The organism is Shigella sp. FC1967 (genome assembly GCF_001743005.1).
Taxonomy (GTDB): Bacteria; Pseudomonadota; Gammaproteobacteria; order Enterobacterales; family Enterobacteriaceae; genus Proteus.
Genome location: NZ_MIIZ01001498.1, coordinates 1 through 26,478, shown reverse-complemented (window position 1 = coordinate 26,478; position 26,478 = coordinate 1). Strand labels below are relative to the sequence as shown.

The following is a 26,478-nucleotide window of genomic DNA, read 5'->3' as shown; positions in this document are numbered from 1 at the left end:
AACACTATTAAGTAGTTTTTCAGCCAGTGGATTAACAGCAAATGATGCCGGTTATTTAGGTTCGATGGGAGAATCGCGGCGCGCATTACAAGATAGTCAACGTGAAATAAATCAACTTATTGAACAAAATCGCTATCAACAACTTCAAGAAAATGTATTAGAGGTTTCACCTACCCCCACACTTATTACTGAATCAAAACATTGTTTACCTATTAATGGCGTTTACATTCAAGGAATTACTTTACTTAATGACAAAGATCTTGATTCTTTAACGCCATTGCCAGAGCAATGTATAAAAAGTGCTGACGTTAACCGTTTAGTCAAAGAGTTAACTCAACGCTACCTTCAGCATGGTTATATCACAGCCAGAGTCCAATTTTTACGCCCAAATCAAGAGCAACAACTTGGGTTGTATGTTATTGAAGGTTTTATTGAAAAAATAGAAGGTGGTGATCGAGGCGTTAACACTGCGTTACTTTTCCCTCATATTGAAGGAGAGCCTCTTAAACTTTCAAAATTGGACCAAGGACTCGATCAAGCAAACCGCTTACAATCGAATAAAGTGAAACTCGATATATTGCCTGGTACGCAATTAGGTGGCTCTATTATTCAGCTAACCAATCAGCGGCAAGCACCATGGCACATAAATATTTCAAGTGATAATTATGGACAAAAAAACTCAGGACGCTGGTTAGTTCGAACAAATGCAAGCTTAGACAGCCCATTAGGGTTATCTGATTTTGTTAGCTTAAATGCCAACATTACCACTGATAATCCCAATACACGTTTTAATCATGCTTATACCCTACTCTATTCTTTACCTTATGGCGCATTGACATTCAGTACGTTTGGTAGCTATTCCGAGTATGAATTTCATCAAGCATTACAAACACGTACTGTGCGTTTATCGGGTGATACCACACAAGTTGGTTTAAGGGGTGATTACGCTTTTTATCGTAGTCAAAAACAGATTGATACCTTAAATATACAGGTAACACATAAAAGAATACGTAACTATTTCAGCCAAATCCGCCTTGACCTAAGTAGCCCTGCACTTACAACGGTAGAGCTAGGCGTTAACCATTTACACATTATTCCAAGTGGTGTCATCAGCATTAATTTAAGTGCTGAGAAAGCCATTGGTTGGTTTGGTGCAGACGGATCACCTCATGTTACGAATAGCAATGGTAATGACTATCGCTTTACAAAAGTTAAGCTTTTTGCCAATTGGCAACACCGTTTTGCACTCTCAAATTCTACATTTTTATTCAATAGCGCCTTATTGGGTCAATATAGTCCTGATAGTTTACCCGGTGTGGAATGGCTTAGTTTAACGGATAAAAACGCCCTTCGAGGCTTTGATAAAAGCACGCTATCTGGCGATAACGGTGGCTATTTGCGTAATACGCTTTCTTATCCTTATCGAATAAATACATTTTCAATCACCCCTCGAATTGGTCTTGATGTGGGCCGAGTTCAACAACATGGCAACTCTGAAGGATGGCGTAGTGGCTATGGGCTAAGTTCGGGCTTAAACCTCCAATATCAAAAAGCACAATTCGATCTTGAAGTTGCTAAGGGACATTTACTTTACAACCAAACGAATTCCAATAAAACCAAAGACCCTACTCAAGTGTTAGTTAGATTTTCATATTTATTTTGATTCACACTCATAGCAATAAACGGAGAAAACTCTATGAAATCAAAAAACTTCAAGCTCTCTCCTTCGGGTAGGCTTGCTGCATCGTTAGCGATTATTTTCGTATCACTAAATGCATATGCTGGCGGTATTATTCCTGATGCGGGCAATCAAGGACCGAATGTTTCATCAGTTAATGGTGGCACTCAAGTCATTAATATCGTTACGCCCAACAGCGAAGGTATTTCTCATAACCAATATCAAGACTTTAATGTAGGCAAACCAGGCGCTGTTTTTAACAACGCTTTAGAGGCAGGACAATCACAACTTGCTGGGCAGCTAAACGCCAACAGTAACTTGAATGGACAAGCTGCTTCTTTAATTTTAAATGAAGTTGTTAGTCGTAACCCTTCATTCTTATTAGGTCAGCAAGAAGTTTTTGGTATAGCAGCGGAATATGTACTTTCTAACCCAAATGGTATTACCTGTGATGGATGCGGTTTTATCAATACTAGTCGCTCTTCTTTGGTTGTAGGTAATCCACTATTTGAAAATGGTGAGTTAAAAGGTTATAGCACGCTCAATAATACGAATTTGCTTTCTATTGGTAAAAACGGGTTACTCGCCCCCGGTCTTTTGGATTTAATTGCACCTCGGATTGATAGCAGAGGAAAAATAACAGCTGCAGAAATTTCTGCATTAACGGGTCAAAATACGTTTTCTCAACGTTTTGATATTCTTTCATCACAAAAACCTGCGTCAGCCTTAGATAGTTATTTCTTTGGTAGTATGCAATCGGGCCGTATTCGTATCATTAATACAGCTGAAGGGAGTGGTGTAAAATTAACGGGTAAATTTGTTTCTGATAACGAATTAACTGTCAAAGCAGACAATATTCAAACGGATAGTCAAGTTCGTTATGACAGTTATGACAAAGACGGTAGTGAAAACTATCAAAATTATCGAGGTGGTATTGCTGTTAATAACAGTGGTTCAAGCCAAACTCTCACAAAAACAGAGTTAAAAGGTAAAAACATCACTTTAGTCGCTGATAATAAAAACCAAATCAAAGCCTCTGATTTAATGGGGGATGATATTTTATTACAAGGGGCTCATTTAACTGTTGATGGCAAACAGTTACAGCAAAAAGACACGGATACTGATAATCGTTGGTTCTATTCTTGGCAATATGATGTCACTAAAGAAAAAGAGCAAGTACAACAAGTGGGTAGCCATATTGATGCCAAAAATAGTGCAACATTAACGGCCACTAAAGGCGATGTTACACTTGAAGGCGCCAACGTTAATGCGGGTAACACGCTAGCAATTAATGCCAATAAAGATATTAATATCCATGGATTAATTGAGAAAGAAAATCGCAGCGAAAATGGCTATAAACGAAACCATACTTCGCGTTTAGAGACAGGTAGCTGGAGTAATAGCCATCAAACAGAAACCTTAAAAGCGAGTGAACTGACTGCCGGTAAAACGCTGGGCTTAAATGCTGAAGGCTCTGTTACCGCTCAAGGTGCAAAATTACATTCTAATGAGAATGTTGTCGTTAACGCTAAAGAAGATATCCATCTTAATATTCAAAATACCAACAATGATAAAACCATCACCGACAATCATGTTGTTTGGGGAGGTATCGGCGGCGGTAATAATAAGAATAATAACAACAAACAAGAAGTCAGCCATTCAACACAATTAACGGCTGACGGACAGCTGTTACTTGCCGCAGATAACAGTGTCAAAATCACGGGTAGTCAAGTAAAAGGCAATCAAGGTGCCTTTGTTAAAACGACGCAAGGTGATGTTGTTATTGATAATGCGATTAGCGAAACCATCACTAAAACAGATGAACGTACAGGTACCGCATTTAACATTACTAAAAATTCTCACAAGAATGAAACTAACCAACAGCATTCAACCGGTAGTGAATTAGTTTCTGATGCAGAATTAACCGTAGTGAGTGGCAAAAATGTCAATGTAATTGGCAGTTTAATTAAAAGTGCCGATGAATTAGGTATTAAGTCTTTAGGTGATATCAATGTTAAATCTGCACAGCAAACGACAAAAATCAATGATGAAAAAACATCATTAGAGATCACCGGTCATGCTAAAGAAGTTGAAGACAAGCAATATAGTGCAGGTTTTCATATCACTCATACATCCAATAAAAACAATAGCACTGAAACTGAACAAGTCGGATCGACGATTAGTGGTGGCAACGTTAAAGTTCAAGCGGATAAAGATGTCACTTTTGCTGGTTCTGATTTGAAAACAACAGCAGGTAATGCCACTATTTCTGGTGACAATATTGCTTTTGTTTCAACAGAAAACAAAAAAGAAACAGACAGTACAGATAGAACCATTTCAGGTGGTTTTAGCTATACGGGGGGGGTTGATAAAATCGGTAGTAAAGCTGATTTCCAATATGATAAACAGCATACAACAACTGAACTCACTAAAAATAAAGGTAGTGAAACTCAAGTTGCGGGTGATTTAACCATCACTGCAAACAATGATGTAACGCATCAAGGTACATCACACAAAGTTGACGGTGCATATAAAGAATCCGGTGAAAATATCAATCACCTTGCTGCAAATGACAGTGCAACATCTCAAACAGACACCTTAAATATCGGTGTCGATGTGGGTGTCAATCTTGATTACAGTGGTGTTACTCAGCCAATTAAAAAAGCCGTTGAAGATGGTGTTGATGTCGCTAAACCTGATAGCAACAAAGGTATTGATAAAAAAGTAACCTTCAAAGATGCCATTAGTAATCTTGCTAACTTAAGTAACCTAGAAACACCGAATGTCGGCGTTGACGTCGGTATTAAAGGGGGGAGCAGCCAGAAATCACAAAGCGATAGCCAAGCGGTTTCAACATCCATTACTGCGGGTAAAATCAATTCTGATAGTAATAACAACTTGCATGACCAAAGTGCTCATTACCAATCCACACAAGGTGATGTATCACTAACCGCAAATACTCACACCAGTGAAGCAACTCAAAATAAACACCAAGCGTCTTTCCATGAAACAACGGGGGGTGGTCAAGTTGGTGTCAGCACGAAAACAGGTAGTGATATTACCGTAGCGATTAAAGGCGAAGGTAAAACCACAGATACAAACCTAACCACAACGAAAGCTAATGGTAGCCAGTTTAACTCAGCCGGCAATATCAATATTAATGTACGTGAAGATGCATATTATGAAGGTGCTAAGTTTGACGCTCAAGAGGGTAAAACGGTGATCAATGCTGGCGGTGATTTAACACTGGCACAAGCAACAGAGACTCACTCTGAAAGCCAACATAACGTGAATGGCAGTGCAAACCTCAAAGTAGGTACAACACCAAACAGTAAAGATTACGGTGGTGGCTTTAACGCAGGTGGTGCGAATCATCAAAAAGATCAGACAATAGCAAAAGCAGGTTCAGCGAATGGCTCTCAAGGTATTGAGTTAAATTCAGGTCATAATCTAACTTTACAAGGTACTCATTTAACCAGCGAAAATGATGTTGCTCTGATAGCAACTAACAAAGTTGATTTCCAAGCAACTGAATCTCAACGTACTGAAACGGGTAAAAACTTATCGGGTGGATTACAAGCAGGTTTCGGTCAAAAAACAGGAGAGAAATCTTCTTCTATCAATGGGTTAGGTGGCGCGGAATTTGCTATTGGTAGACAAGATGAAAAAACGGTCTCTCGTGAAGGTGGAACAATTGCTAACCAAGGCAATTTAACCGTCAACGGTAGCTCTGTGAATCTTCAAGGTACTCAAGTTAATAGCAAAGATGCACAATTAACGTCTCAATCTGGTGATACCACACTGACATCAGCACAATCCACGGATTACAAAAATAATTGGGGTACTGATATTTCTTTAAATGGCAAACAAACTAATACGACGCCAAAAGAAGTGTCTGAAGAAAATCCAGCGACCTCGATTCATAATATTGGTGGCAAAGTGTTAGTCAACGTTGAAGATCAACAAAAATCCACACACCAAAATGCTTCAGTTGATACAGGGACATTAACAGTAAATAGTGACAAAAATCTCGCTCTTTCTGGTGCCAATGTTTCTGCGGATAATGTGACAGGTCATGTGGGCGGTGACTTTACAGTGACTAGCCAAAAAGACAGCGATCGCCACGTTAATGTTGATGTCAATGTCGGTTACAACCACAATAATGATCCTAAATCTAGCCAAGTTGATAAAACAGCAAAAGCAGGTGGATCACTATTAGAAGACACGATCAAAGAAACAATTGATTCAGGTATCAAATCGGCAACTGATGTTATCTCTGATAAATATCAGTCACTTTCTTCAACTATCGCAGATAAAACCGGCATCAGTAGCGAAACAAAAGCCAAAATTGATAAAGGCGTTGGTACCGTAGGTAATGGTATCAAAAATATCGTAACAGGTGCTGAAGGCCATACAGCAAATGCGGATATCAACATTTCTCATATTGATAATGATGCCGTTACTCAAACCACAACGTTAACAAGTAAAAATGATATTTCACTAAATGTAAGCGGTACAACTAAACTGACAGGCGCTGAAATTAAAAGCGAGCAAGGACAGGTAGATTTAGGCGGTAGCAATGTCCAATTAAACAATATTGAAGGTCATCAATATGAAGCTGGTGCAGATCTTGATCTCAAATCATCCGCTGTTAATTTAGTGAAACAACTTGCAGGAGGTGACTTGTCATTAAAATCACCAGTTAAAGTTAATGAAACGGTAAACACTAAATCGTCTATTTCTGAAAAATAATAGACACGCAATAAAAGAGTAATGCCTATTCTTTTGTAAACCAAACCCGCTTGTTATCAAGATAAGCGGGTTTTTATTTACCTGCTTCAATTTCTCTTAATTAGACGAAAAATTTACACTTCTTTAAAATTCAAATAAAATACAAAAAATAACAAAAAAAGTATAAGATATTGAATTAAAAACATAAAATCATATAAAATAAATTATCCTTGCTCCCTTGACCTTCCCCTAATGGTAAAGCCTAAGCTTTATCCTATACCATATTTAAGAGGGGAATTCTGATGAACACAAAGACTACGTTGTCCTCTGCCAATCGGCTGAGTTTACCTGTTGAAGGCATGACATGTGCATCATGTGTTGGTCGTGTCGAACGTGCCTTAAAAGCCGTACCGCAAATACAAGATGCTGTTGTCAATCTTGCCACTGAACGTGCTGATATAACATTTACAACGACTCCCGATCCTACCGTTGCTGTTAATGCTATTGAAAAGTCAGGGTATAAAGTACCCGAAGAGATCACTGAACTGGCAATTGAAGAAATGACCTGTGCATCTTGCGTTGGTCGTGTAGAAAAAGCATTAGCTCAAGTACCTGGTGTATTAGAAGCCACGGTAAACCTTGCAACTGAACGTGCCCGTGTGCGCCATTTATCAGGTTTGGTCTCAATTACCGATTTAGAAGCTGCCGTTGTACATGCAGGTTATAAACCACGTCGTTTATCTGATGATCCAGCAAATACACGAGATCTGGGTGAAGAGCGTCGTGAAAAAGAGGAACGTTCATTACGTCGTGCATTACTTATCGCCACGATATTCACATTACCTGTTTTTGTTATTGAAATGGGATCGCACTTTATCCCTGGTGTACATAGTTGGGTTACTCAAACACTGGGGCAGCAACTAAACTGGTATATTCAATTTATCCTCGCCACTATTGTGATGTTTGGTCCTGGATTACGCTTTTTCCAAAAAGGAATACCTGCGTTATTACGCGGTGCTCCAGATATGAACTCATTAGTGTCTGTTGGTACAGCCGCCGCTTATGGCTATTCGGTGGTATCAACCTTTATTCCTCAAGTCTTACCTGCGGGCACAGCAAATATCTATTTTGAAGCAGCGGTGGTGATTGTCACCTTGATCTTGTTAGGAAGAATGCTTGAAGCCAAAGCGAAAGGAAATACATCCCAAGCAATTAAACGTTTGGTGGGTCTGCAAGCCAAAACAGCGCGAGTTTCTCGTCAAGGTGAGACATTAGAAATTCCTCTCGATCACGTTGTGATAGGAGATATCGTTTTTGTTCGTCCTGGTGAGAAAATACCAGTTGATGGCGAAATTGTTGACGGTCACTCTTACGTTGATGAAAGTATGATAACAGGCGAACCTGTCCCTGTATCAAAAGAGATTGGCTCTGATGTTGTTGGTGGAACTATCAACAAAACAGGTGCTTTTAGTTTTAAAGTCACCAAAGTTGGTTCCAATACCGTATTAGCACAAATCATTCGCTTAGTAGAAGAGGCTCAAGGCTCTAAACTCCCTATTCAGGCACTTGTTGATAAAGTCACCATGTGGTTTGTACCTGCGGTAATGTTAGGTGCAACGATCACCTTCTTTATTTGGTTAGCTTTTGGTCCAGAGCCAGCATTAACCTTTGCGCTTATTAATGCTGTTGCCGTATTAATTATTGCCTGCCCATGTGCAATGGGATTGGCAACACCAACATCTATTATGGTGGGTACAGGGCGAGCTGCAGAATTAGGTATTCTTTTCCGTAAAGGTGAAGCCTTACAAGCCTTACGTGATGTCAATGTTGTAGCACTTGATAAAACTGGCACCTTAACAAAAGGTCGCCCTGAATTAACCGATTTAATTCCAGCAGAAGGTTTTGAATATAACGAAGTTTTAAGCCTTGTCGCTGCTATTGAAACGTATTCGGAACACCCCATTGCAGAAGCGATTGTTAATGCGGCTAAAGAGGCAAAACTCTCGCTCGCTACAGTTGAAAATTTTGAAGCAGTTCCTGGATTTGGGGTTAGTGCAACAGTAGGTGGAAGATCGGTATCTGTTGGTGCTGATCGCTTTATGAAACAACTGGGATTAGATGTTAGTCACTTTATCTCTTCAGCTCAACAACTTGGTGAGCAAGGGAAAAGCCCGCTTTATACAGCTATTGATGGACGTCTTGCTGCAATTATTGCCGTTGCAGATCCAATTAAAGAAACAACACCAGAAGCGATTAACGCCTTACATAGTTTAGGTCTGAAAGTTGCTATGATCACAGGTGATAACGAAGCGACTGCAAAAGCAATAGCTAAACAATTAGGTATTGATGAAATTGCAGCAGAAGTGCTTCCTGATGGAAAAGTTGAAGCCTTAAAACAATTTAGTAATAAAGGTGCCAAAGTTGCTTTTGTTGGTGATGGTATTAATGATGCCCCAGCGCTTGCACAAGCGGATGTTGGATTAGCAATTGGTACAGGAACCGATGTAGCCATTGAAGCTGCTGATGTCGTGTTAATGTCAGGTGATCTGCGTGGTGTCGTTGATGCAATCGCGTTAAGTCAAGCGACTATTCGTAATATCAAACAGAACTTGTTTTGGGCTTTTGCCTATAACGCCTTATTAATTCCAGTCGCAGCTGGCATGCTTTATCCCATTAATGGCATGTTACTTTCACCCATCATTGCAGCTGCAGCAATGGCGCTTTCAAGTGTATTTGTATTGGGTAATGCCTTACGACTAAAACGTTTTCAAGCACCGATAAAAAAACATTAATGCATTGATTTCCTTTATAGCCAGATTCAATAAGAGTCTGGCTCAATAGTATAAAACAGCTACTTTATACTTATAGAGAGTGCTTTATTATCCGATAAGGAGAACATAATGAATATTGGTCAAGCCGCAAAAAAAGTCTGGTATTTCAAGCAAAATGATCCGCTATTATGAACAGATTGGCTTAATTCCAAAGGCTATTCGTACTGACTCAGGTTATCGCGATTACACTGATGCAGATGTCGCTTGCTTCCGTTTTATTCGCCATTCTCGAGCCCTTGTTTTTTCAACAGAACAGATATCAACGTTGTTAATTTTATGGAATAACGGAGAACGAGCTAGTGCTGATGTGAAATCTATTGCCCTCTCCCATATTGAAGATCTCAATCGTAAAATTACCGAACTACAACGAATGACAAAAACGTTAGAACATTTAGCGAAAGATTGCCAAGGCGACAATAACCCAGATTGTCCGATTATTGAGGGATTAGTTAAACCGAAGTCAGATCCTGAAAGTAAAGCTACAAAAAGTCATCTTTCCTATCTTCGCTCTTCAATTTAATTTTTTCTATCAACCATAAAAAATCCCGCTTATATAACTAAGCGGGATTTTCTTTGTTCAACGAAAGGTTAGATAACGACTATCATTAACCTAACTGACCATGACAATGCTTAAATTTCTTACCTGATCCACAAGGGCATGGTTCATTACGCCCCACTTTTTTACCTGCGGCAACTTGACCATCTACTGCTGACATTTGAGACTCTTTTGTCACTTCATGGCTTAATTGTTGTTGTTTTGCTAAACGCTCGGCATCTTCACGACGACGACGTTCTAACTCTTCAACTTCTTCAGGTAAACGAACTTGTACTTTGCTTAGTGTGCTGATAACTTCATATTTCAATGATTCCAACATGTTAGCAAACATAGCGAACGATTCACGTTTGTACTCTTGTTTTGGATCTTTTTGTGCATAACCGCGTAAATGGATACCTTGACGTAAATAATCCATTGCTGCCAAGTGCTCTTTCCACAATGAATCCAACGTTTGTAACATCACACCTTTTTCAAAGTTACGCATCATTTCAGCACTAACGATCTCTTCTTTCGCTTTATAGACTTCGATAGATTTTTCTAAAATGCGCTCACGTAATGTTTCTTCGTGTAATTCTGGCTCTTTATCTAACCATTCTTTGATTGGTAAATTTAAATCAAAGTCTTTTTGGAGACATGCTGTTAACCCTTCGATATCCCACATTTCTTCCAGTGATTGAGGTGGAATATAGTTATCAATCATTGATGTGAAGACGTCTTGACGAATGCTATCAATGGTTTCGCTTACGTCCGCCACATCCAGTAATTCATTACGCTGAGTATAGATTGCACGACGTTGGTCATTTGCCACATCATCATATTCAAGCAGTTGCTTACGAATATCAAAGTTACGGTTTTCTACTTTACGTTGTGCATTAGCAATTGCTTTCGTTACCCAAGGATGTTCAATCGCTTCGGTTTCATTCATGCCTAATTTACGCATCATGCCAGACACTTTATCTGAAGCAAAAATACGCATTAAGGAGTCTTCCATAGATAAATAGAAACGCGAAGAACCTTCATCCCCTTGACGACCCGCACGACCACGTAACTGGTTATCAATACGACGAGATTCGTGACGTTCAGTACCAATAATATGTAAACCACCTGATGCTAATACGGCATCATGGCGTTCTTTCCATTTAGCTTTGATTTCTTCAATTTGCTCTTCAGTTGGCTCTTCGAGTTTAGCCACTTCTGTTTGCCAGCTCCCCCCTAACACGATATCGGTACCACGACCAGCCATGTTAGTTGCGATAGTGACGGCTGAAGGTAAACCTGCGTTAGCAATAATATCCGCTTCCATTGCGTGGAATTTCGCATTCAGTACATTATGGTGAACATTCGCTTTAGTCAGCGCTTTAGAAATCTCTTCTGATTTTTCAATGGAAATGGTACCAACAAGAACAGGCTGACCATTTTGAGTCCGTTCACGAATGTCTTCAATAATAGCTGCAAATTTACCTTGCTCATTCATATAGACTAAGTCAGGGAGATCTTTACGTATCATTGGGCGGTTAGTTGGGATAACAATGGTTTCTAAACGATAGATAGAGTTAAATTCAAATGCTTCAGTATCCGCAGTACCTGTCATCCCTGCTAATTTTTCGTATAAACGGAAATAGTTTTGGAATGTGATTGACGCTAATGTCTGGTTCTCATTTTGGATCTTCACACCTTCTTTTGCTTCAACCGCTTGGTGTAAACCATCAGACCAACGACGACCTTGCATTGTACGACCGGTATGTTCGTCAACAATAATCACTTCGCCATCTTTAACAATATAGTCAACGTCTTTGGTAAATAGTGCGTGAGCGCGTAATGCAGCTGTCACATGGTGCATTAACATAATATTAGCAGGTGAGTATAATGACTCCCCTTCTTTCATCATGCCAGCTTCTGCTAATAATCCTTCGATTTTAACCAGACCGCGCTCAGTGATGTTCACTTGACGTGTTTTTTCATCAACAGAGTAGTCGCCTTCACCTTGGAAAGTATCTGAGTCTTCTTTTTCTTGAGGGATCAAGTGAGGGATCACTTTATTCATTTGGATATAAAGCTCAGAACTATCTTCTGCTGGACCTGAAATGATCAGCGGTGTACGCGCTTCATCGATTAAGATTGAGTCAACCTCATCCACTAATGCATAGTGTAATTTACGTTGAACACGCTCTTGAGGGCTAAATGCCATATTGTCACGTAGGTAGTCAAAACCGAATTCATTGTTTGTACCATAAGTGATATCAGCATTATAGGCTTCACGTTTTACTGGTGGCGCCATATTAGGTAAGTTGATACCCACACTTAAACCTAAAAATTCAAACAGAGGACGGTTATTTTCGGCGTCACGCTGTGCAAGATAGTCATTGACAGTAACAACATGAACCCCTTTACCTGATAGCGCGTTTAAGTATGCGGGTAATGTTGCTGTTAATGTTTTACCTTCACCTGTACGCATTTCTGCAATACAGCGCTCATTTAGAACCATACCACCTATTAATTGTACATCGAAGTGGCGCATACCAAAGACACGCTTACTGGCTTCACGCACAGTGGCAAATGCTTCAGGTAAAATATCTTCTTCTTTTTCACCATTTTTTAAACGCTCACGAAATTCATTTGTTTTCGCTTTTAGCTCATCATCTGTCAGCTTTTCAAATTCTGGTTCTAGTTTATTAATTTCAGCAACAACTTTGCGCATACGACGGATTGAACGATCATTACGACTACCAAAAATTTTGGTTACAATTTTACCTAACATAAATCTTTATTCTCATTTATGGCGTGAAAACGCGAAAACAGCCTCTGTATCTATCAATAAACAGAGATAATCATAATCTTATTAGATTAAGTGACTCCATTAAGCTGTTAGGTAAGGCCCTGCGCGGATACCACGGATTTGAGCAAGCCATAATCCGGTATGATAAGAAATGGTATTCTGAACTAAAATATAGCTAGAAAAAGGAAGGCTACTTAGTGCGGATGATGGCGTCTCTGTTAATAATGCATACAGAGTATCGAGCATAACCTCAGCAACATTAGAAACAGGTAACGGTTCATCTTTGGCTTTCACCATCAATTCAGGCGAATTAATGGTGAATGCAAAAGAGAGCTGTTTGATCACATTTTTTACTGCGTGTTGTTGCCAGTAATTAAAGGTGAAGGATGAGGCAGGATTCTGTACACTTTGGCGTAAGAATAAGTTATCAAACGCAATAAGTGCCTGACTTTGACGGTTTTGAGATGAAGGAGTATCAGTTTGCTGCGGATTTTCAGCATGAGCAGACAACAGCGAAGGCATTCCAATACCTGCTGCTACCATCCCTAAAAGCAGATGCGACCAAAAATATCGCCTGCCAAACTGTCGCCAAAAACTTATAATACTCATTAACCTTCGTTGCTCATTAATCTTTATTTTGTGGAGTCAAAATCTATGCGGGATAGTTACCCACAATCATTGGAAAAAATCTTCATTGAACTTGAAGGTTCCAACAAGAGTACATTACAACTTATACAACAGCGCGCAACGATTTTACTAAAATTAAATCGTGCCGTCATGGCTCTTTTACCCGTTCCTTTACGAGATAAGTGCCGTGTTGCCAATTATCGCAATGCTATTTTAATTATTGAAGTTGCAAACGCAAGTTGGTTGACCCGCTTACGTTATGAAATCCCATCATTACTTTCTGCATTGAGACAAGAAATTTTTACCATCCTTATCCTCAATAGACATCAAAATAAATCCGTCTTTAGGAATAAAACAAGAAAAAAAATCTTTAATATCATCATTAAAAGAACAACAGCCTACAAAGAGACGTCATTTAAGTTTAGAAAGTGCACAATCATTGAAGTATTTAGCTGAGAAAAGTCCGAAGAGATTAAGAGAGAGATTAGAACGGTTGGCTGCACTTGCCGGAGAGAGTACAAGTACAGCCAAAGATGAACGTTAATTAGAGATAATTAACGTGCTTTCCTTCGCAGGAATTAAGCAAAGACCATTGAGGGTGCTTTGAAGGCTACTGGCATTTGTGCTTCGTCTTCAAATGTAACAAATTCCCACGCAGATTCTTTTGCTAATACAGCTTGGAGCAATTTATTGTTCAGTGCGTGACCTGATTTAAACGCGGTGAACTCACCGATAATGTTATAGCCACACATAAATAAATCACCAATTGCATCCAACATTTTGTGACGAACGAATTCATCTTCAAAACGCAGTCCATCGTCGTTGAGAACACGATAGTCATCAACTACGATTGCACAATCGAAGCTTCCGCCTAAACACAATCCTTTAGATTGCAGATATTCAATATCACGCATAAATCCGAAAGTACGAGCACGGCTAATTTGGCTCATAAAAGATTCAGCGGAGAAATCTAATTTATAACGCTGTGTACTTGCATCAATGGCAGGGTGATTAAAATCGATAGTAAAATCTAATTTAAATCCGTTGTATGGGCGCATTTCTGCCCATTTATCGCCATCTTCTACACGTACTGTTTCTTTGATGCGAATGAATTTCTTCGCGGTACGAAGTTCTTCAATACCGGCATCAAGTAACAAGAAAACAAAAGGTGCTGCACTTCCATCCATAATTGGAATTTCAGGTGCATTCACTTCGATTACGATATTATCAATGCCTAAACCAGCCAGTGCTGCGTTTAAATGCTCAACGGTTGATATACGCACATCGTCTTCGTTTACTAAGCAAGTACATAACATAGTGTCACGAACTGATTTTGCGTCTGCTGGAAAATCCACCGGTGGATTTAAGTCAGTACGACGGTAGATGACCCCAGTGTTTGCTGGCGCCGGACGCATTGTAAGCGTAACTTTTTTACCCGTGTGAAGTCCCACACCAGTTGCTTGTACAATTCGTTTTAATGTCCGTTGTTTGATCATCATTTTATCTCGCAATGTTATCCGTCCTACCAATCATTATACTTATAATTGGCAGGACAGTTTAGCACAAAAAGCGGAGATGCCAATCTTTTTGGCGATTAATCAGCCTGTTTTCTCAGGAACGCAGGGATATCTAAATAATCTGGTTCTTTGTTTGCCTGAGTCGATTGTTCGTTAACAGCTTTTGCAGCAGGCTTACTTTCTTCTACGGCAGAGAAAGAAGACATACTATTTTGCATTTGCTGGTAACGGTTCTCCATTGCGCTTTGCTGATTCTGTTTATTAGTTACCAGCGTAATTTCTGGACGCTTGTCCATACCAATACCTGTTGCAACCACAGTCACACGCAATTCATCATTCATTTCTGGGTCAAGGGAAGTACCGATAACCACAGTCGCGTTATCTGATGCAAATGCACGAATGGTATTACCCACTGTTTCAAATTCATCAAGACGTAAATCAAAGCCAGCTGTGATGTTAACTAACACACCACGTGCACCAGATAAGTCGATATCTTCCAATAATGGACTTGAAATCGCCATTTCTGCAGCTTCTTCAGCACGATCTTCGCCTTTCGCAGCACCTGAGCCCATCATGGCATAGCCCATTTCAGACATCACAGTTCTTACGTCAGCAAAGTCAACGTTCATTAAGCCAGGACGAGTAATTAGCTCAGCGATACCTTGAACTGCGCCTTTTAATACATCATTAGCTGCACCGAACGCATCTAATAATGAAATTCCACGACCAAGTACTTTTAGTAATTTATCATTTGGAATAGTAATTAATGAGTCAACATGTTTTGATAGCTCAGTAATACCTTGTTCCGCAAATGCCATACGCTTTTTGCCTTCAAAATTAAAAGGCTTAGTCACTACAGCAACGGTCAAAATGCCTAATTCTTTAGCCACTTCAGCAACAACAGGCGCAGCACCAGTACCAGTACCACCGCCCATACCTGCCGCGATAAAGACCATATCAGCACCTTCAAGTGCTGCACGTAATCCTTCGCGATCTTCCTCAGCAGCATTACGGCCCACTTCAGGATTTGCACCTGCACCTAAGCCTTTCGTAATGGCATTACCAATTTGAATAGTCTGTCCGACCGCTGTTTTACGTAGCGCTTGAGCATCCGTATTGACTGCAAAGAAATCTACACCTTCAATACGTTCACGAACCATGTGCTCAACCGCATTACCGCCGCCGCCACCAACGCCGATGACTTTGATCACCGCATCGTTGGTTAATTCCATAGGTTCAAACATAATTTCTCTCCGTTTTGTGCCTTCTCAGGGCCGCTTGCTCAAACGGCCTCTTTTTAAATTTGTCTGATTATTAAAACTCTCTTTTTAGCCAACCAGTGAGTTTCTTAAATAACCCACTGACAGCAGAGCGTTTTTCGGTTTCAGTTTCCTCACCAAAGTGAGATTCTTTACCGTAATGCAAAAGCCCAACCGCTGTTGAATAGTAGGGATCCTGCGCATAATCTGTTAGCCCGGTAATATTTAACGGTTTACCGATCCGTACTTGCGTGTGGAAAACACGTTGAGCACATTCAACAAGTCCATCAATCTGTGCAGCACCACCTGTTAGCACGATACCTGCGGCTAAATGATGCTTAATCCCTTGCTGTCGTAACTGTTCTTGAACTTTTAAAATCTCTTCATTAACAAGATTGAGCAGTTCGGTATAACGAGGCTCAATCACCTCAGCAAGCGTTTGTCGTTGCAGACTTCTTGGTGGTCTACCTCCGACACTTGGAACTTCAACATTTTCATCTTTACCAACTAAAGATCCTAATGCACAACCATGGCGAACTTTGATCGCTTCAGCATCATTTGGCGGAGTGCCAAATGCGTAGGCGATATCACTGGTTACAACATTGCCTGCATAAGGAATAACGCGGGTATGTCTTAATGCGCCACCGGTATAAATAGCGATATCCATTGTACCGCCACCAATATCAACAACACACACACCTAATTCACGTTCATCTTCTGTCAATACAGCGAAACTAGAAGCGAGTCCCGCAAAAATCAGTTGATCCACTTTTAATCCACAGCGTTCAACTGCTTTTACAATATTCTTTGCCATATCGTTATGGCAGGTAATTAAATGAACTTTAGCCTGCATACGCACGCCCGATAATCCAACCGGGTTTTTTATCCCTTCTTGATAATCAATGGCATACTCTTGCGGTATAACGTGTAAAACACGGTGTTCATCTTTTACTTTAACGGATTTCGCGGTATGAACCACGCTATCAACATCATCTTGGGTCACTTCTTCTTCTGAAATTGGCACCATACCAATCTCATTTTGGCAACTGATATGCTTACCTGATAACGCCAAATATACTGAGGATATTTGACAGTCAGCCATCAGCTCAGCCTGATCTACCGCCCGTTGCACACATTTTACGACGGATTCGAGATCATTAACGCCACCTTTATCCATGCCCCGAGATGGACAACTTCCCACCCCGATAATATTCACTACACCATCAGGCAGGATCTCACCGACAAGGGTAGCTACTTTGGCCGTACCAATCTCAAGACCAACTACTAATTTTCTGTCCGTCGCTTTGATCATTATTGTTCTGCCTTCGCCTTCATCGTGTCATCTGCCACGTCTTGTTTATTCATTCTCAAGTAATAAAGGAGCCCATCCGACTGCACCACCACTGTCATAACGCAGATCTACGTAATCAACTCGCTTATCTGTTTGTTGTTGCAGTATCGGATACAACTCAATAAAGCGAGCGATCCGTTTTTCGTTATCCTTACGACCTAACTCCAATCGGACATCATTGTCTAAAACTAATTGCCATCCTTGACGGGCAGACATTGACGCTGCTTTTAAATTCAGGTTACTTGCAAGAAGCTGATCTCTCATTGCCATATAACCTGACAACACCATTTTTTCGCTTCCTTGAGGGCCATATAACAAAGGATAATTTCCTTTGGTTTCTAACTGCGTTGGCAGACTGAAAACGCGCCCTTCTTTATCAAGAAAGTAAGTATCATTCCAACGGGTAAAGGGAACATATTCTACCAGATGGATTTTAAGTTCATCAGGCCACTGTTTACGAACAGTGACTTGCCTAATCCATGGCATGCGTTCAATTTTTTGCTGAATGATATTCACATCCTGTGTCATAAATGTGCCCGGTTGCCCTAAAGACAAAATGGCCTGACGCACATCATCATTCGTTGTGTAATGCCGCTCACCCGTTAATACAAGTTTTGAGATGGGCAGACGATTTGCGTCTTTCATCCAGTTAACTACTTGTATTCCACCCCAAACGATGGTGCCAATCACACATAAGAAAAAGATTAATCCTGATAAATAAGTCCCATTACTCGGTCTGCCAGAATGTTGCTTATCTTTGTGCTCTTTTATATTTAGCGCTGCTTGTGACATATTAACCCACTAACTCCTGAGCAACGTTTAAACAAGAGAATCGCCCATCCTTTTGTCCGATATTCCAGCGATTAATACTTTTCCTACATATATATACTTTACGAACACTTTTAGGTTTGATAATTAAATCACTAAATTGTTCAATCTGTTGAGAATTATTTACTTTAAAAGAAGAAATAGCGAATTTTTCTGCATTTTTCTTGCTTTTAAACTGATATTTTTTCTCAACATGGATTTGAGCAAGCGAATTTTCGATCGTTTTTTTCGCTAATATTGTGTCATTTTCCTCATAACACCCCATCATTACAGCTATTTTATTAACTATTTCACCATATATGATGTTCACTTGCTCAAACATCTGTCTTAATCCTCGCTGAAAGATGGCTGTAATTTCGTCTCGGCCAAGCGACGCGCTATTTTACCAATATTTCCAGCACCTTGAACTAAAACAAGATCATTATCTGTTAATACACCTGCTAATATTGATGAAATATTATCCACATCAGAAACCCAGATAGGATCTAGCTTCCCACGTTGACGAATTGTTCGACAAAGTGAGCGACTATCAGCACCTGCAATAGGTGCTTCCCCAGCAGAATAAACATCTGTTAATAATAAAATATCAACCTGATTGAGAACAGTGGCAAAGTCTTCATATAAATCACGAGTACGTGTATAGCGATGAGGTTGGAAAATCATCACTAATCGTTTATCTGGCCATCCTGCTCTCGCCGCTTTTATCGTTGCATCAACTTCTGTTGGATGATGACCATAATCATCCACTAGCATCACTTCACCTTCTTGACCATTAACATGCTCAAGACCGTAGTAACCTAAGAAATCGAAACGACGTCCAGTACCTTGGAAGTTAAGTAATGCGGCTAAAATATGTTCGTCAGCAATACCTTCTTCTGTGGCGACAGCAACCGCAGCTGTCGCATTCAATGCGTTATGGCGACCAGGTGCATTTAATACAACTTGTAAATCTGGCATACCTTCACGAGATATAGTGAAAAAACCCTGAGCACCTTTTTGTTCATAATGCGTAATACGAACATCAGCATCTTCACTAAAGCCATAAGTCGTAATATAACGCCCCACTTTAGGGATAATCGAACGAATAACATCGTCATCCAGACACATCACCGCACGACCATAGAAGGGTAAATTGTGCAAAAAGGTAATAAACGTCTCTTTTAGATTGTCAAAATTACCGTGATATGTGTCCATATGGTCTGCTTCAATATTCGTAACAACAGCAACCATTGGTTGTAAATGTAAAAACGATGCATCACTTTCATCAGCTTCAGCAATTAAATACCGACTGCAACCTAAGCGAGCATGAGTACCCGCCGATTTAACAAGACCGCCATTAACAAATGTAGGATCTAAACCTGCTTGCGCATAAATATTTGAAATCATCGCTGTTGTTGTCGTCTTGCCATGTGTTCCAGCAATTGCAACACCATGACGATAACGCATCAATTCAGCCAGCATTTCAGCACGACGAATAACGGGAATACGTGCTTCTCTTGCTGCAATAATCTCAGGATTTTCTGCACTAATTGCTGTTGAAACCACAACAACACTTGCGCCACGAATATTTTCAGGGCGATGATTAAAATAGACTGTCGCGCCTAAGGCAACGAGTTGTTGTGTGACTACGTTTGGTGCTAAATCAGAACCACTGATTTGATACCCTTCGTTAGCCAACACTTCGGCAATTCCCCCCATACCCGCACCACCGATGCCGATAAAGTGAATATGCTTAACTTTTCTCATTTCAGGCACAAACGATCTTAATTTTGCCAGTTGTTGTGTATTCACTATTTACTTCTTCACTCTAAGTTAATGGTTACAAGTTACGTTTATTTTTTTGCCACTTCGATTATCACATTTGCTACGCGCTCTGTGGCATCCGTAATCGCAACACTTTTTGCTTTCTCTGCCATTGCTAATAAGGTTTCTCTATCCCAATTTTTCAGGATTTGTGCAATGACTTCTGGCGTTAAATCATTTTGTTCGATAATTCGCGCGGCACCCGCTTTTTCTAGTGGTAGTGCATTCCAATATTGCTGTCTATCTTTGTGCTGAAAAGGAACAAAAATAGCGGGTAATCCCGCTGCGGCAATTTCACTGACTGTTAATGCGCCGGAACGACACACAACAACATCAGCCCATTGGTAAGCTTGCGCTATATCATCAATAAATTCAGTAACTTTATATTCAGATTTAACTGAATTTTTTGCTAATTCATTCTGATAGCGTATTTTTGTATCACTTTCGCCACCTTTTCCTGCTTGATGCCAGATTGTAACATGTTCACCTAATAAACCAGCAACTACGGGTAAGGTATGATTTAATATTCTAGCACCTTGGCTACCACCAATAATCAGTATACGAATAGGCCCCGTTCTCTCTTTTAATCGTACTGACGGTGCTTCAAGTGCTAAGACATCTTCACGAACAGGATTGCCAACAACAGGGGCGTTAGGAAATGCCCCCGGGAAAGCCTGTAATACACGTTTTGCAATTTTTGATAACCAGCGATTAGTTAATCCAGCGATACCATTTTGCTCATGCAAAATAACGGGGATCCCGCACATCCAAGCTGCTACACCACCAGGACCTGAAACGTATCCTCCCATGCCAAGTACTGCATCTGGCTGATAGCGTTTCATAATAGCTCGTGCTTGAAAAATCGCTTTAATGATACGAATAGGTGCAGCGATTAATGCTTTAATACCTTTACCACGTAAGCCTGAAATACGAATAAATTCAATTTCGATACCGTGCTTAGGGACTAAATCAGCTTCCATTCTATCCGCTGTTCCTAACCATCGGATTTCCCAACCTTGAGATTGTAGATAATGAGCAACAGCCAGTCCTGGGAATACATGTCCCCCAGTACCACCGGCCATAACCATTAAACGGCGTCTACGCTCGCTCATTTCGGGCTCCTTACAAACGCCTGAGCTTGTGCTAGACGTGTTTCATAATCAATTCGTAATAACATCACGATGGCGGTTGACATAATAATCAAGCTCGAACCACCGTAACTAATAAGAGGAAGGGTTAAGCCCTTTGTTGGTAACATGCCTGCTGCTGCGCCTACATTGACCAATGATTGGAATGTAAACCAGATCCCGATAGAGCAAGCTAAAAAGCCTGAAAAACGTTGTTCGAGGAGCAGCGCACGTCGCCCAATTTGCATCGCGCGAAAAGCGATGAAGAATACCATTAAAAGCACCAAAACCACACCGATATAACCAAGTTCTTCAGCAAGAATGGAGAAAATAAAGTCGGTATGTGCCTCAGGCAAATATTCTAGTTTTTGTACTGAGTTTCCTAAACCTTGCCCAAGTAAATCGCCACGGCCAAATGCCATAAGAGATTGAGTAAGCTGATAACCACTGCCAAATGGATCTTCCCAAGGTTCTAAGAAAGAAGTAATACGTCGAACACGGTAAGGTTCAACGATAATCAACATAACAACAGCAGCGATGCCTGAACCGATAATGGCTAAGAACTGCCAAATTTTAGCGCCAGCTAAAAATAACAGCGCTAATGTTGTTACGAATAAAACCACAACTGTTCCTAAGTCTGGCTGTAATAACAATAAAATAGCCAGTACTAACATCACACCCATCGGCTTACAGAAACCCCAAAAGTTATTTCTGACCTCTTCAACTTTTCGGACTAGATAGCTCGATAGATAACAAAACAGTGCAAGTTTTGATAATTCAGCTGGCTGGAAATTAAAAGGTCCCACCGCAATCCAGCGTGAAGCCCCATTTACTGAACTCCCAACCACCAATACCACCAGTAAAAGGAGTATTGAACCAAATAACATTAAGCTGCTATAACGTTGCCAAATTGCCATTGGGATACGCATGGTGACTAACGCAAGACAAAATGCGACAACAATATAGATGCCATCACGTTTAGCAAATAAGAAAGGATCTTCTGCAAGACGTTGACCAACAGGCATTGAAGCCGATGTCACCATAATAAAGCCGACAACCGCTAATCCGAAAGTAAACCAGAGCAAAGTGCGATCATACGGCACAAATGCCGTATTCTCAGTTTGATAACTGCCCACTAGCCACTGTTTTAATCTTCGCATTGCGAATATGCTCATCAGCCAAGCTCCCTTGCTAAACGTGCAAATTCATCACCACGCTGCTCAAAACATTTAAACTGATCTAAGCTTGCACATGCAGGAGAGAGCAACACCATATCTCCTGATTTTACAGTAGGCGCTAAGGCGCGTATGGCTTCTTCCATTGTTACGGTTAATAAAGAAACATCTGGTCGCAAATTTGCCAATGCTTGTCCATCTTGTCCAAAACAGTACAGACGAATATTGTCACCGCTGATATAAGGTAATAAAGAAGTGAAATCAGCCGATTTTCCATCACCGCCTAATAAAAGATGGAGTGTGCCTTCAACTTCAAGTCCTCGTAACGCCGCTTCTGTACTTCCCACATTGGTCGCTTTCGAGTCATTTATCCAACGCACATTTTGATGTGAATAAACTAATTGAAAACGGTGAGCAAGACCGTGGTACGTTTTCAATACCTCGGTTGCCGCTTTACGAGAAATTCCCACAGCATCAGCCAGTGCTAATGCAGCTAATGCATTGGTATAATTATGTTGTCCTGCAAGATACATTTCAGCGGTTGAAAGGACTTTTTCACCTTTCACTTTTAAAATGCGATTTATGTTATCAAGCTGATAATCGCCTTGTCCAACACCAAAACTAACACAACGATTATCTTTACCCGCTAAAGGTAATGTTAATGCATCATCTTCGTTATAAACGCAGGTTTTAGCATTATCATAGATACGTAGCTTCGCTTCACGGTATTGTTCTAATCCTAATGGATAGCGATTCATATGATCTTCGCTAATATTTAATACCGTTGCAGCAGCGGCGTGTAAACTATACGTCGTTTCTAATTGAAAACTCGATAATTCTAATACATATAAATCATGAGGCTCAGTTAATAAAGTCAGGGCAGGAACACCTATATTGCCCCCGACGCCAACGCGAATACCATCCGCACTTGCCATCTCACCGACCAGCGTTGTCACAGTGCTTTTACCATTAGAGCCAGTAATCGCAACAATAGGTGCGTTAGCTTCACGGCAAAATAGTTCGATATCACCAATAATTTCAACACCATGACTGACGGCTTCAACAAGCTCTGGCGTCGATAGTGCAATACCAGGGCTTGAGATAATTAAATCAGCATCGTTAAGCCATGCTTGGTGAAAACTACCCGTATGATATTCAACGTCAGCAGGAAGCTTATCTAAGCCTCCTGGTTTTTGGCGTGTATCAATAACCTTAGGTGTAACACCTTGGCGGATAAAAAAGTCAACGCAGGAAAGGCCTGTTATTCCAAGCCCTACAACAACCACTTTTTTTCCTTGATAATTTGCCATCTTAACGTACCTTTAATGTCGCCAAACCAATAAGCACTAACATCAGTGAGATGATCCAGAAACGGACAATAACACGAGGTTCAGGCCAACCTTTTAATTCATAATGGTGATGAATTGGAGCCATACGGAAAATGCGTTGACCACGCAATTTAAATGAGCCGACTTGTAAAATTACGGAAAGTGTTTCAACAACAAAGACCCCTCCCATAATGACTAATAAGAACTCTTGACGTAATAACACTGCAATTGTTCCTAGTGCACCACCTAATGCAAGAGAACCGACATCACCCATAAAAACTTGAGCGGGGTAAGTATTAAACCAAAGGAAACCTAGGCCCGCACCCACAATAGCAGTACAGACAATCACCAATTCACCCGCATGCATCAAATAGGGAATTTTTAAGTAGCTTGCAAAATTAACGTTACCCGTCGCCCATGCAACTAATGCAAAACCCGCGGCAACAAAAACGGTTGGCATAATCGCTAAACCATCTAAACCATCGGTTAAGTTAACGGCGTTACTTGTTCCAACAATAACAAAATAAGCCAACAAGATATAAAGCATACCCAGTTGAGGCATAACATCTTTAAAGAATGGCACGACTAACTGTGTTGCTGGTGTATCTTTGCCAATAGCATACATACTAAATGCCACAACAAGCGCTAATACGGATTGCCAGAAATATTTCCAACGAGCGATTAAACCTTTGGTATCTTTACGAACCACTTTACGATAATCATCAACAAAACCAATCACGCCATAACCAATTAAAACCAGCAATACACACCAAACATAAGGGTTATCTAATCTTGCCCATAATAGTGTAGAGATGGATATGGAGAACAGGATCATAATCCCGCCCATTGTTGGTGTACCACGTTTGCTAAAGTGCGATTCTGGACCTTCGCTACGAACCACTTGTCCAATTTGCATTTTTTGTAACCATGCAATGAGATGAGGCCCCATCCATAAAGCAATAATTAACGCCGTCAATAAACCAACAATCGCCCTGAATGTCAGATAAGAAAATACATTAAAAAATGTATGGTATTTAACCAAATATTCGGCTAGCCAAACTAACATTCAAAGCACTCCTTTAATGCGTTCACAATATCTTCCATCGCGGAGCTTCGTGAACCTTTTACTAAAACTGAAACAACATCATGCTGCTGTAATAATGGAATTAATTGAGCAAGTAAGTCAGCTTTAAATGCAAAATGCTGACCACCTTGATTTTCATCACTAATAAAATGGCTGTGATGCCCAACAGTAAAGACCTGATCAATCCCTGCATTGTGAGCAAAACGGCCAATATCGCGGTGACACTTTTCTGAATCTTTACCTAATTCAGCCATATCCCCTGCAACAAAAATTTTATATCCAGGTAATTGTGAGAGCACTTGTAAGCCCGCAATCATCGAGCCATCGTTCGCATTATAAGTGTCATCTAACACCATTTTTCCTGATGTTAATTCAACAGGGTACAATCTTCCCGGAACTGCTTTTAATGTCGATAAACCAAGGCGAATATCTTCAAGTGTTGCCCCAGCAGATAGCGCCAGTGCGCTTGCAGCTAACGCATTCGCAATATTATGGCGACCTGGTAATGGAAGAGTGACATCAACACAACCTTCTGGTGTGTGTAAAGTGAAGTTTGTGATGAATTGCTTGACTACGATCTCGGTAGGATAAAAATCGGCATTACGTTGTGCAGATAAAGAGAACGACCATTGTGTTTGGCGCGCATTTAAATGATGTTGCCAAAGAGGTAAGTCATTACTATCAAGATTAATAATGGCTGTACCTTGTTCTTTTAAGTGCGTAAAAATCTCGCCTTTTGCCTGAGCAATACCTTCCAGTGAGCCAAAACCTTCAATGTGTGCAGAAAAGAGGTTGTTTACCAATGCACTATCTGGTTTTACCATATTTACGGTATAAGCGATCTCACCAATATGATTTGCACCTAATTCGATAACCGCAAAACGGTGCTCAGGTGTTAAACGAAAAAGCGTTAAAGGTACGCCAATATCGTTATTTAAATTGCCATGGGTATATAAGGTTTCACCACAGTGACGCAAAATAGAAGCCGTCATCTCTTTAACAGACGTTTTTCCAGAAGAGCCTGTCAACGCAACAATCTTAGCTGGGCTTAACGAACGAATATGTGCTGCAATTTCCCCCATTGCTAAATGGGTATCTTTCACAATAAGTTGCGGACAATCGACATCAATTTCACGATTAACTAAAACTGCAACAGATCCCTTTTCTTTTACATCAGCAATAAAATCATGTGCATCAAAACGCTCACCCGTTAACGCAATAAACAGGCAATCTTCATCAATTTTACGACTATCTGTTGAAATCGATTTGATAATAAGCTGATCCGCTTGGCTTTGAGTGATATGACTCAATGTACCTTTGGTAACTTGTGCAATATTTCCTAAAGACAGAGGGATCACGCTATCACCCCCAATAACCGTGCAACGGTTAATCTGTCTGAATAATCAAGGCGACGCGAGCCAACTAACTGATAATCTTCATGCCCTTTACCTGCGACTAAAATCATATCATTGGTATCTGCTTGCATAATCACGTTAGTGACCGCTTCAGCTCGACCTTCAATAGCCATCGCACGCCCCGGATCCATTAAACCTGAAAGAATATCTTGGATAATCGCTTGAGGCTCCTCACTACGAGGATTGTCATCGGTGATAACCACTTTATCAGCTAGCTCTTCTGCGACAGCGCCCATTAGTGGGCGCTTACCTTTGTCTCTATCTCCGCCACAACCAAATACACACCACAGTTTCCCCGTGCAGTGTAAACGAGCGGCTTGAAGTGCTTTCTCTAAAGCATCTGGGGTATGGGCATAATCGACAATAACTGTAGGGCGATTATCCGCACTAAA

General features: G+C 40.5%; 17 protein-coding genes and 2 pseudogenes. 5 read left to right on the top strand and 14 right to left on the bottom strand.

All coding sequences use genetic code 11. The features are described from left to right. The 4 genes and pseudogenes from BHE89_RS23490 to cueR all read left to right on the top strand — a co-directional run. On the top strand, positions 1-1,663 hold a 1,663-nt coding region (locus BHE89_RS23490), incomplete at its 5' end, for a ShlB/FhaC/HecB family hemolysin secretion/activation protein (protein WP_141008359.1). Positions 1,664-1,696: 33 nt separating this feature from the next. Continuing rightward, on the top strand, positions 1,697-6,430 hold the full coding sequence (gene hpmA / locus BHE89_RS23485; protein ID WP_069367703.1) for a calcium-independent hemolysin HpmA: 4,734 nt from the start codon (positions 1,697-1,699) through the stop codon (positions 6,428-6,430). 281 nt (positions 6,431-6,711) lie between these two features. Continuing rightward, positions 6,712-9,201, top strand: coding sequence for a heavy metal translocating P-type ATPase (locus BHE89_RS23480; RefSeq protein ID WP_069367702.1), 2,490 nt, complete (start codon positions 6,712-6,714; stop codon positions 9,199-9,201). A 108-nt stretch (positions 9,202-9,309) separates the two neighbouring features. Continuing rightward, positions 9,310-9,760, top strand: a pseudogene (gene cueR, locus BHE89_RS23475) (Cu(I)-responsive transcriptional regulator). Between the two features lie 85 nt (positions 9,761-9,845). Here cueR and secA read toward each other — a convergent pair. Continuing rightward, complete coding sequence (gene secA / locus BHE89_RS23470) at positions 9,846-12,554, bottom strand: preprotein translocase subunit SecA (RefSeq protein ID WP_069367700.1); 2,709 nt, start codon at positions 12,552-12,554, stop codon at positions 9,846-9,848. Positions 12,555-12,653: 99 nt separating this feature from the next. Further along, complete coding sequence (gene secM / locus BHE89_RS23465) at positions 12,654-13,181, bottom strand: secA translation cis-regulator SecM (RefSeq protein ID WP_069367699.1); 528 nt, start codon at positions 13,179-13,181, stop codon at positions 12,654-12,656. Positions 13,182-13,226: 45 nt separating this feature from the next. Between secM and BHE89_RS23460 the strand changes: the two are divergent. Beyond that, positions 13,227-13,743, top strand: a pseudogene (locus BHE89_RS23460) (DUF721 domain-containing protein). Positions 13,744-13,777: 34 nt separating this feature from the next. Here the strand turns inward: BHE89_RS23460 and lpxC are convergent. From lpxC to BHE89_RS23400, 12 genes are all read right to left on the bottom strand, one after another. Further along, on the bottom strand, positions 13,778-14,695 hold the full coding sequence (gene lpxC / locus BHE89_RS23455; protein WP_036913397.1) for a UDP-3-O-acyl-N-acetylglucosamine deacetylase: 918 nt from the start codon (positions 14,693-14,695) through the stop codon (positions 13,778-13,780). A 98-nt stretch (positions 14,696-14,793) separates the two neighbouring features. Beyond that, positions 14,794-15,960: a cell division protein FtsZ gene (gene ftsZ / locus BHE89_RS23450; protein ID WP_023581499.1), complete on the bottom strand. Its 1,167-nt coding sequence runs from the start codon at positions 15,958-15,960 to the stop codon at positions 14,794-14,796. Between the two features lie 70 nt (positions 15,961-16,030). Further along, a complete protein-coding gene (ftsA, locus tag BHE89_RS23445; protein WP_006533748.1) occupies positions 16,031-17,287 on the bottom strand; it encodes a cell division protein FtsA in 1,257 nt (418 codons plus the stop codon). Positions 17,288-17,332: 45 nt separating this feature from the next. Beyond that, positions 17,333-18,118 (bottom strand): cell division protein FtsQ, encoded by a 786-nt coding sequence (ftsQ, locus tag BHE89_RS23440; RefSeq protein ID WP_069367697.1) that lies wholly within the window; start codon positions 18,116-18,118, stop codon positions 17,333-17,335. Position 18,119: 1 nt separating this feature from the next. Continuing rightward, positions 18,120-18,476, bottom strand: a complete 357-nt coding sequence (locus BHE89_RS23435) for a hypothetical protein (protein ID WP_069367696.1) — start codon at positions 18,474-18,476, stop codon at positions 18,120-18,122. A gap of 5 nt (positions 18,477-18,481) precedes the next feature. Next, positions 18,482-19,945 (bottom strand): UDP-N-acetylmuramate--L-alanine ligase, encoded by a 1,464-nt coding sequence (gene murC, locus BHE89_RS23430; protein ID WP_069367695.1) that lies wholly within the window; start codon positions 19,943-19,945, stop codon positions 18,482-18,484. A 41-nt stretch (positions 19,946-19,986) separates the two neighbouring features. After that, entirely contained in the window at positions 19,987-21,069 is a 1,083-nt protein-coding gene (murG, locus tag BHE89_RS23425) for an undecaprenyldiphospho-muramoylpentapeptide beta-N-acetylglucosaminyltransferase (protein WP_069367694.1), read from the bottom strand. Beyond that, on the bottom strand, positions 21,066-22,259 hold the full coding sequence (ftsW, locus tag BHE89_RS23420; protein WP_069367693.1) for a cell division protein FtsW: 1,194 nt from the start codon (positions 22,257-22,259) through the stop codon (positions 21,066-21,068). The genes murG and ftsW overlap by 4 nt, the downstream gene beginning before the upstream one ends. Continuing rightward, positions 22,259-23,569: a UDP-N-acetylmuramoyl-L-alanine--D-glutamate ligase gene (gene murD / locus BHE89_RS23415; protein WP_069367692.1), complete on the bottom strand. Its 1,311-nt coding sequence runs from the start codon at positions 23,567-23,569 to the stop codon at positions 22,259-22,261. Before murD ends, ftsW begins: the two co-directional genes overlap by 1 nt. A 1-nt stretch (position 23,570) precedes the next feature. Then, positions 23,571-24,653, bottom strand: coding sequence for a phospho-N-acetylmuramoyl-pentapeptide-transferase (gene mraY, locus BHE89_RS23410; RefSeq protein WP_023581493.1), 1,083 nt, complete (start codon positions 24,651-24,653; stop codon positions 23,571-23,573). Further along, complete coding sequence (gene murF, locus BHE89_RS23405) at positions 24,647-26,029, bottom strand: UDP-N-acetylmuramoyl-tripeptide--D-alanyl-D-alanine ligase (RefSeq protein ID WP_069367691.1); 1,383 nt, start codon at positions 26,027-26,029, stop codon at positions 24,647-24,649. The genes mraY and murF overlap by 7 nt, the downstream gene beginning before the upstream one ends. Continuing rightward, positions 26,026-26,478 (bottom strand): glutamate ligase domain-containing protein (locus tag BHE89_RS23400; protein ID WP_286146445.1); only part of this gene is annotated, 453 nt, incomplete at its 5' end. The genes BHE89_RS23400 and murF, both read right to left, overlap by 4 nt.

Coding starts and splice junctions, on each gene's coding strand:
- hpmA (WP_069367703.1), top strand. CDS start 1,697: ATGAAATCAAAAAACTTCAAGCTCTCTCCTTCGGGTAGGCTTGCTGCA.
- BHE89_RS23480 (WP_069367702.1), top strand. CDS start 6,712: ATGAACACAAAGACTACGTTGTCCTCTGCCAATCGGCTGAGTTTACCT.
- secA (WP_069367700.1), bottom strand. CDS start 12,554: ATGTTAGGTAAAATTGTAACCAAAATTTTTGGTAGTCGTAATGATCGT.
- secM (WP_069367699.1), bottom strand. CDS start 13,181: ATGAGTATTATAAGTTTTTGGCGACAGTTTGGCAGGCGATATTTTTGG.
- lpxC (WP_036913397.1), bottom strand. CDS start 14,695: ATGATCAAACAACGGACATTAAAACGAATTGTACAAGCAACTGGTGTG.
- ftsZ (WP_023581499.1), bottom strand. CDS start 15,960: ATGTTTGAACCTATGGAATTAACCAACGATGCGGTGATCAAAGTCATC.
- ftsA (WP_006533748.1), bottom strand. CDS start 17,287: ATGATCAAAGCGACGGACAGAAAATTAGTAGTTGGTCTTGAGATTGGT.
- ftsQ (WP_069367697.1), bottom strand. CDS start 18,118: ATGTCACAAGCAGCGCTAAATATAAAAGAGCACAAAGATAAGCAACAT.
- BHE89_RS23435 (WP_069367696.1), bottom strand. CDS start 18,476: ATGTTTGAGCAAGTGAACATCATATATGGTGAAATAGTTAATAAAATA.
- murG (WP_069367694.1), bottom strand. CDS start 21,069: ATGAGCGAGCGTAGACGCCGTTTAATGGTTATGGCCGGTGGTACTGGG.
- ftsW (WP_069367693.1), bottom strand. CDS start 22,259: ATGAGCATATTCGCAATGCGAAGATTAAAACAGTGGCTAGTGGGCAGT.
- murD (WP_069367692.1), bottom strand. CDS start 23,569: ATGGCAAATTATCAAGGAAAAAAAGTGGTTGTTGTAGGGCTTGGAATA.
- mraY (WP_023581493.1), bottom strand. CDS start 24,653: ATGTTAGTTTGGCTAGCCGAATATTTGGTTAAATACCATACATTTTTT.